The sequence below is a fragment of the Parasphingorhabdus sp. genome, assembly GCF_036964675.1.
In the GTDB taxonomy this organism is placed as follows: domain Bacteria; phylum Pseudomonadota; class Alphaproteobacteria; order Sphingomonadales; family Sphingomonadaceae; genus Parasphingorhabdus.
The window spans coordinates 50713-58729 of record NZ_JBALTF010000006.1; the positions used below are offsets into that span (position 1 = coordinate 50713).

Genomic DNA, 8017 nt, shown 5'->3' on the forward strand with positions numbered 1-8017 from the left:
AAAGCCCCTCAACGGGGAATGCGCGCGAAATCATATAGGGGGTTGATATGAGCTTGGATTTTTTGGATGTCGTAATCATTGTCCTATACGCAGTCGGCCTGTTCGGCATGGCGCTATGGGTTTCAAGAGAACCGGCCGGCCATTCGAAAGATACCGAAGACTATTTTCTCGCGGGGCGCTCCTTGCCATGGTGGGCCATCGGCGCCTCGCTGATCGCTTCGAATATATCGGCAGAACAAATCATCGGACAGTCGGGCCAGGGTTTTGCCGTCGGCATCGCGATTGCTGCCTATGAATGGCAGGCAGCAATTGTCTTGCTGATCGTCGCCAAATGGTTCCTGCCGATCTTCCTGAAGCGCAATATCTATACCATGCCGCAATATCTCGATCAGCGCTATGGCCACGGCGTCAAGACGATGATGTCCTTCTACTGGATCATCCTGTACACGGCGGTCAACCTAACCACGGTGCTCTGGCTGGGCGGCCTGGCGGTCGCGTCCCTGACCGGACTCTCCATCATGTGGGCAATGGCCGCACTCGCTGCATTTGCATTGCTCTATTCCCTATATGGCGGATTGAAAGCAGTGGCGCTGACCGACATCATCCAGGTTGTCATTCTGATCTTGGGCGGCCTTGCCATAACCTGGATTGCCCTCGACCAGGTTGGCGGAGCCGATGCTGGTGCGTGGGGTGGCCTGACGAAGCTTTATGGCGAAATCCCGGGCCATTTTGAAATGATCCTGGACAGTGATCATCCTGCCTATGGGGATTTGCCGGGCATATGGACATTGCTGGGCGGCCTGTGGGTGCTGCACTTCTCCTATTGGGGCTTCAATCAATATATCATTCAGCGCGCCCTTGGTGCGGAAAGTCTTGCCGAAGCGCAAAAAGGGCTGGCATTTGCTGCGTTCCTGAAATTGTTCATCCCGCTGATTGTGGTGATACCCGGGATCGCCGCTGTCATGTTGGCCCAGCAAGGAGCGCTTGATGGCGCCGCGCTGGCCGACAAATCGGACGGCACATATGGGGAGTTGATGAAGCTTGCTCCCACCGGGCTGCGCGGTCTGGTATTCGCTGCGCTGATCGCCGCCATTGTCTCCTCTTTGGCCTCGATGATGAACAGCATATCGACGATCTTCACCATGGATATCTACAAGACCCGCTATAGGGAAAAGCCGGAAAATCACTATGTCATGGTCGGCCGGGTGACCGCTTTTGCCGCGATGCTGATCGCATTGTTTCTGGCGCGTCCATTTGTCGGCGGTTTCGCCAGTGGCTTCCAGACCGTCCAGGAATATTCGGGCTTTATCGCTCCCGGTATCGTGGTGGTGTTCCTGCTCGGGTTCTTCTGGAAGAAAACAACGTCGACCGGTGCCTTTGCTGCGCTTCTGGGTTCGATATTGTTCAACATCATGCTGAAATTCGGGTTCCCGGACATTCCGTTCATTATCCGGGTATGGATCGTATTCATGGCCTGTCTGGCGGCCGCGGTCCTATTGTCGCTGATGTCGAAGCAGACCGAGGCCAATCAATCGCTGCAACTGGCCGATATCGACTTTTCGACAAACAGCACGTTTAATAAATTGTCGGTTGCGGTTATCGTCATATTGATCGGGCTTTACATCTATCTCTGGTGACAGACCGTCCAGTGACTCCATAGGAAAGCAAATCCCGTATGAACTCTGTCGGCGCAACCAAACCCTGTTCTGCCTTGCTGCTTTTTGGAGCGACGGGCGATTTGGCAAAGCGCATGCTGCTGCCATCGCTTTTTGCGCTGCATGACGACGGGCTGATCGCGAAGAACCTGCGGATTGTCGGGACAGCGCGCAGCGAGATGTCGGACGCCGACTATCGGGCATTCGCATCCGATGCGCTGGCGGAATATCTGCCGGACGATCGCAAGAACAAGGACCAGATCCGGTCATTTCTTGATCGCCTGCTGTATCAGCCGCTGGATGCGTCCGCGATTGACGGATTTGGTGCTTTGGCGGACAAGCTTGGTGATATATCGGGCGGTCTTTCGATCTTCCTGTCGACGGCACCATCATTGTTCAAGGCAACCATCGCGGGCCTGCAATCTGCCGGTCTGACCGGCGACAATGTCCGCATCGGCCTGGAAAAGCCGCTGGGCAACGATCTGGAATCATCGAGCGCGATCAATGATGCGGTCGCGCAGGCCTTTACCGAAGAACAGACTTTCCGGATCGACCATTATCTGGGCAAGGAAACGGTGCAGAATCTAATGGCATTGCGCTTTGCCAATATGATGTTTGAACCGCTCTGGAATTCGACCGGGATCGATCATATCGAAATTACCGTGTCGGAGACCGTCGGCCTCGAGGGCCGGCACGGCTTTTACGATGATACCGGAGCACTGCGCGACATGGTGCAGAATCATATGCTGCAGCTTCTGGCGCTGACGGCGATGGAAGCGCCCGCCAATCTGGACGCAACCTGCGTGCGGGATGAAAAGGTCAAAGTGCTGCGTTCGCTCCGCCCGGTTGTCGCCGATGAAATGGTGCGCGGCCAATATCGCGATGGCGCGGTGAAGGGCGCGGTTGTGAAAGGTTATGCCGATGATCTGGGGCAGGACTCGGACACCGAGACCTTTGTCGCCATCAAGGCCCATGTCGACAACTGGCGATGGAAAGGCGTGCCATTCTACCTGCGTACCGGAAAACGGCTGGCCGAACGGCGCAGCGAGATCGTGATTCAGTTTAAATCCGTTCCCCACAATATTTTTGCCGAGCGGGGCGGAAAGCTGCATGCAAACAAGCTGGTGATCCGCCTGCAACCGGAAGAATATGTCCGGCTCCAGGTGATGGCGAAAGAGCCCGGACTGGACCGCAACGGCGTCATTCTGCGCGAAGTACCGCTTGACCTGTCGCTCAGCCAGGCATTTTCAAAATCACTGAACCGCATTGCCTATGAACGCCTGTTGCTCGACCTGATCGAGGGAGATCCGACGCTGTTTGTCCGCCGCGACGAGGTCGAAGCGCAGTGGCGCTGGGTCGACGCGATACGTCAGGTATGGACCGACAATGAAATGGCGACCAAATCCTATGGTTCGGGAAGCTGGGGTCCGTCGGCGGCGATTGCCTTGACCGAGCGAGACGGGGTCAGCTGGCATGAATGAGGCAGCGGATCATCGGACAGACGCAATCACCGCGCCAATAAGCTGGGCCGCGCGCGCCGATGCCGAGGCGGTTGCAGACCATATTGCAGCGATCATCAGCCAGCCGGGGCGTCAATGGCTGGCGGTTCCCGGCGGAAAAACCCCGATTCCGATCTTTGATATCCTCTCGCGGCGCAGCCTGCCGTGGGGCACGGTATCGCTCATGCTGACCGATGACCGGATTGTGCCGGATAATCACCCGGCCAGCAATCAGGGCAAATTGGAAGCGGCTTTTGATGCAACCCCGGCCCATATCGAAAAGCTCGAGGAAGGAATGGCTCTGCCGCCATTCGATCTGCTATGGCTCGGCATGGGAGCAGACGGGCATATTGCCTCGCTGTTTCCGAACATGAAGGTCGGCATGGCTGATCAGGCGGCGGTCGTGCATACGATTCCGGATCCGATGCCGTCAGAGGCGCCGTTCGAGCGGTTATCGCTGAATCTGGCGGCCCTGGTCCGCGCGAAGGAGATCATGCTGGTGGTCCGCGGATGCGACAAGAAGCGCGTGCTTGACGAGGCGATTGCCGGCGAGAATGATCTTCCGATCACGCAGCTGTTCAGAGCCGCGCGCTGCCCGATCACGATTTTCTGGAGCCGGACATGACCATACATCCAACCGTTGCCAAGGTCACCGAACGGATCATTTCGCGGTCCGGCGACACGCGCCGTGCCTATCTCGACCTGATCGACCGCGCTCGCGACGAGGGGGTCCACCGGCCTGCGATGTCCTGCGGCAACCTGGCCCATGGATTTGCTGCCAGCGGTGATGACAAGCCGGTTATAAAATCCGGCAAGGCCATGAATATCGGCATAGTATCGGCCTATAATGACATGCTGTCCGCGCATCAGCCCTACGGCCGCTATCCGGAGCAGATCAAGATATTTGCCCGCGAAATGGGGGCCACCGCCCAGGTGGCCGGCGGGGTGCCAGCCATGTGTGACGGGGTGACCCAGGGCCAGCCGAGCATGGAACTCTCGCTGTTCAGCCGCGATGTCATCGCAATGGGGACGGCGGTTGCCCTGAGCCATGGCATGTTCGAGAGCGCATTGCTGCTCGGCATCTGCGACAAGATCGTGCCGGGCCTGTTGATCGGTGCTCTGCGCTTTGGCCATTTGCCGACCATCCTTGTCCCCGCCGGGCCGATGCCATCGGGTCTCGCCAACAAGGAAAAGATCCGGGTGCGGCAGCTATTTGCCGAGGGCAAGGTTGGTGAAGAGGAGTTGCTCGAGGCGGAATCTGCCAGCTATCACGGGGCCGGCACCTGCACCTTTTTCGGCACCGCCAATTCCAACCAGATGATGATGGAAATGATGGGGCTGCACATGCCGGGCAGCAGTTTTGTGAACCCGGGCAACAAGTTGCGGCAGGAACTCAACCGTGCAGCCGTGCATCAGCTGGTAAAAAATGGATGGGATGGAGACCAGTATCGCCCGCTCGGTCATTGCGTGGACGAAAAGGCCATCGTGAATGCGATTGTCGGCCTGCTGGCCACTGGCGGCTCGACCAATCATGTGATCCACCTGCCGGCCATGGCGCGCTCTGCCGGTATCCTGATCGACTGGGATGACATGGACGAACTCTCGTCGGTAGTGCCGCTGATTGCCAGCATCTATCCCAATGGTTCCGGCGACGTGAACCATTTTGCCGCGGCCGGCGGCATGCCCTATGTCATTCGCGAACTGGTGGGCGAAGGCCTTGCTCATGATGATATCATGACGGTCTACGGCCAATCGCTCTCGGACGGAGCCCGGCAGCCGGTCATGGATGGCGATCGCCTGGTCTTTGCTGACGGACCGCAATCCTCTGCCGACGACAGCATGTTGCGTCCCGTCAAAGCTCCTTTTCAGGCGGATGGCGGCATGAGGCTGCTGCAGGGCAATCTTGGCCGTGCGACCATGAAGATAAGCGCGGTCGACAAGAGCCGCTGGACGATTGAAGCACCGGCGCTGGTCTTCGATGACCAGAATGATGTGGTCACGGCCTTCAGGGCGGGAGCGCTCGACCGCGATGTGGTAGTCGTCGTCCGCTTCCAGGGTCCGGCAGCGAACGGCATGCCGGAACTGCACAAGCTCACTTCTCCGCTCGGTGTCCTGCAGGACAAGGGTTTCAAGGTCGCCTTTGTCACCGATGGCCGCATGTCCGGGGCCAGCGGCAAGATACCCTCGGCCATCCATGTTTCTCCCGAAGCCTATCATGGCGGCCCGCTCGGCAAACTTCGCGACGGCGACATGGTTCGGGTCTGTGCCGAAAAAGGCGAGCTGACGGCGCTGGTAGATCCAGTCATTTGGGATGCCCGCGAACAGGCCATCGCGCCGCCGCCGGCGTCAGGAACCGGGCGTGAACTGTTTGCGATGCTGCGGCACCACAGCGACCCGGCGGAAAAAGGCGGTTCTGCGATGCTCGCCGAAGCGGGACTCTAGGCTGTGCGCGAGATTGTGGTTGCGGATATCGGCGGCACCCATGCCCGCTTTGCCATCGCCACCATAGCTGATGGCAAAGTTGCCGGGCTGGGCGATGAAATCAAGATGAAGGCCAGCGAGCATGCCAGTCTGCAAATCGCCTGGGAAACCTATGGCCGCCAGCTGAACCGAGACCTGCCGCGTGAGGGCGCGTTGGCCATAGCGGGGCCGGTCGGCGGCGAGGTCATCTATTTTACCAACTCGAGCTGGATGATCCGACCGGCGCTGATATCGGAAAAATTGAAACTGGACCGGTTCACGCTGGTCAATGATTTTGGTGCCGTGGGTCATGCCGTGGCCCAGATGGATGGGGACATGTTCAGTCCCATTTGCGGTCCTGACGTCCCATTGACCGACCAGGGCATTGTCGCGGTGGTCGGGCCGGGAACGGGATTGGGCGTTGCCCATATTCTGCATCAAGGTGAGGATTATTACGTCACGGAGACCGAAGGCGGGCATATCGACTTTGCGCCGCTGGACCATGTCGAGGACCAGATACTGTCGCATTTGCGCAAGGGGCATGGCCGGGTCTCGGTCGAACGGATCGTGTCCGGACCCGGTCTGGCGACAATCTATCAGGTTCTTGCCGGGATGGAACAATGCAAGGCCCAGACGCTGGGCGATACGGAAATGTGGAAATTGGCCATGTCCGGCAGCGACAGTCTCGCCGCCGCCGCCTTTGACCATTTCTGCCTGTGTCTAGGCAGCGTGACCGGCGACATTGCGCTCGCGCAGGGTGCCAAATCTGTTGTCATGGCAGGCGGCCTCGGTCGCCGCATTGCCGAGCGACTGCCATCGTCCGGCTTTCGCGAACGCTTCATCGCGAAAGGGCGCTTCCAGTCAAAGATGGAAGCCATTTCGGTCAAGCAATTGCTGCATGAAGAGCCGGGCCTATATGGCGCGGCCGCGGCCTTCATTCAGGAACACGGGACAGGATCGTAAAATGAAACCCATCGAAAAGCTCATGCGCACTGCGCCGGTCATCCCGGTTCTCGTCATCGATGATATCGCAAAAGCACGGCCGGTGGCGGAAGCGCTGGTCAAGGCGGGATATCCGGTTCTGGAAGTCACCTTGCGAACCGATTGCGCGCTTGATGCCATCAGGACGATGAAGCAGGTCGACGGCGCCATTGTTGGGGCAGGGACCGTCACCAATCCCGAAGAACTGGCCGCGGCAATCGACGCGGGTGCAGAATTTATCGTCGCTCCCGGCCTGACCGACCGCCTCGGTCATGCCGCTATCGGGGCGAACATCCCGTTTCTTCCCGGCATCGCCAATGCAGGCGACATCATGCGCGGGCTGGACCTTGGCCTGACCCACTTCAAGTTTTTTCCGGCGGAAGCATCGGGAGGCATCATGGCGCTGAAGGCATTGAGCGGACCATTTGGCCAGTGCCTGTTCTGCCCAACGGGAGGGATTACAGAGCGCAGCGCGGAGGAATGGCTCGCACTGGAAAACGTCCTGTGTGTTGGCGGATCTTGGATAGTACCGTCAGTATAGATGAGATGTTTTTTTAATCAGATGAAGTACGCTTTGGAGATGTATCACCGGCATTGCGAGCCACTGGAAATGGTCGGATTGTATTGAAAAAGTCGGTTGATGTGTATTTTGATATTGCTTCCGGCAACAAGACGAGTGGAGCCTGATCTGCTGATCAGGCTGGCATCGAGATTGTTATGGCAAGTTTACGCAGGTTTTGTGCTGTGGCGGCTGGGAGTAACTCTTCTTTTGCGCCATTGGGTCCCCGTAGGCGCAACCGGTCGAGCTTTGATATTCGCATGAGATACACGAACAGCATTTCCACCTTCTTCCGCTACCGTCAGGAGGTGACGTAGGCGTCGGTGGTGGCAACATTGCATGCCATGTCGCGAGGGCATTTTCATGGATAGAACGCATGATCTGTCCCCCGTCAGCGATCGATAGACAGATTGGGTTATTAAAATAGGAGAATGTTTTGGTATCATCGCAGTGACGTAAGGAACGAAGATGAGACCAAAACAGAAAAATTCCAAAGCCTCCGCTGAGCGGGTAGTGAAGGACATTCGCAGAGCGACCCGCAAGCAATATGGTGCGGAAGAGAAGATACGGATCGTGCTGGAGGGTCTGCGCGGTGATGACAGTATTGCTGAGCTGTGCCGTCGTGAAGGCATTGCACAGGGTGTATATTACAAATGGTCAAAGGACTTCATGGAGGCTGGCAAGCGGCGGCTTGCTGGTGACACGGCCCGTGCTGCCAACACTGATGAGGTCCGCGATCTTCGTAAGGAAGCCCGCGATCTGAAGGAGGTTGTAGCTGAACAGACCCTTGAGATGCGGCTTCTTAAAAAAAGCATGCTCGGGGATGGGGGAGAAGACGAATGAGATATCCTGCCACCGAGAAG

At 57.9% G+C, this 8017-nt stretch carries 6 protein-coding genes and 2 pseudogenes; 7 read left to right on the top strand and 1 reads right to left on the bottom strand.

What is annotated here, in order from left to right; translation table 11 throughout:
• Nucleotides 1-47 precede the first annotated feature (47 nt).
• From V7665_RS02380 to eda, 6 genes are read left to right on the top strand one after another with little or no spacing between them, the layout of a single operon-like run.
• A complete protein-coding gene (locus V7665_RS02380) occupies nucleotides 48-1637 on the top strand; it encodes a sodium:solute symporter family transporter (protein WP_335662934.1) in 1590 nt (529 codons plus the stop codon).
• Nucleotides 1638-1675: 38 nt separating this feature from the next.
• Nucleotides 1676-3136 carry a glucose-6-phosphate dehydrogenase gene (gene zwf / locus V7665_RS02385; protein ID WP_335662935.1) on the top strand — a complete coding sequence of 487 codons (1461 nt, stop codon included), beginning with the start codon at nucleotides 1676-1678 and terminating at the stop codon, nucleotides 3134-3136.
• The gene (locus V7665_RS02390; protein WP_335662936.1) at nucleotides 3129-3779 is read left to right on the top strand and encodes a 6-phosphogluconolactonase; all 651 of its coding nucleotides are present in this window, start codon (nucleotides 3129-3131) and stop codon (nucleotides 3777-3779) included. Before zwf ends, V7665_RS02390 begins: the two co-directional genes overlap by 8 nt.
• Complete coding sequence (edd, locus tag V7665_RS02395; RefSeq protein ID WP_335662937.1) at nucleotides 3776-5596, top strand: phosphogluconate dehydratase; 1821 nt, start codon at nucleotides 3776-3778, stop codon at nucleotides 5594-5596. Before V7665_RS02390 ends, edd begins: the two co-directional genes overlap by 4 nt.
• Nucleotides 5597-5599: 3 nt before the next feature.
• Entirely contained in the window at nucleotides 5600-6577 is a 978-nt protein-coding gene (locus V7665_RS02400; protein WP_335662938.1) for a glucokinase, read from the top strand.
• 1 nt (nucleotide 6578) lies between these two features.
• Complete coding sequence (eda, locus tag V7665_RS02405) at nucleotides 6579-7136, top strand: bifunctional 4-hydroxy-2-oxoglutarate aldolase/2-dehydro-3-deoxy-phosphogluconate aldolase (protein ID WP_335662939.1); 558 nt, start codon at nucleotides 6579-6581, stop codon at nucleotides 7134-7136.
• A gap of 154 nt (nucleotides 7137-7290) precedes the next feature.
• Here the strand turns inward: eda and V7665_RS13885 are convergent.
• Nucleotides 7291-7449 (bottom strand): annotated as a pseudogene (locus V7665_RS13885) (IS5/IS1182 family transposase); the annotation flags it as partial.
• 173 nt (nucleotides 7450-7622) lie between these two features.
• Between V7665_RS13885 and V7665_RS02415 the strand changes: the two are divergent.
• Nucleotides 7623-8017, top strand: a pseudogene (locus tag V7665_RS02415) (transposase); the annotation flags it as partial.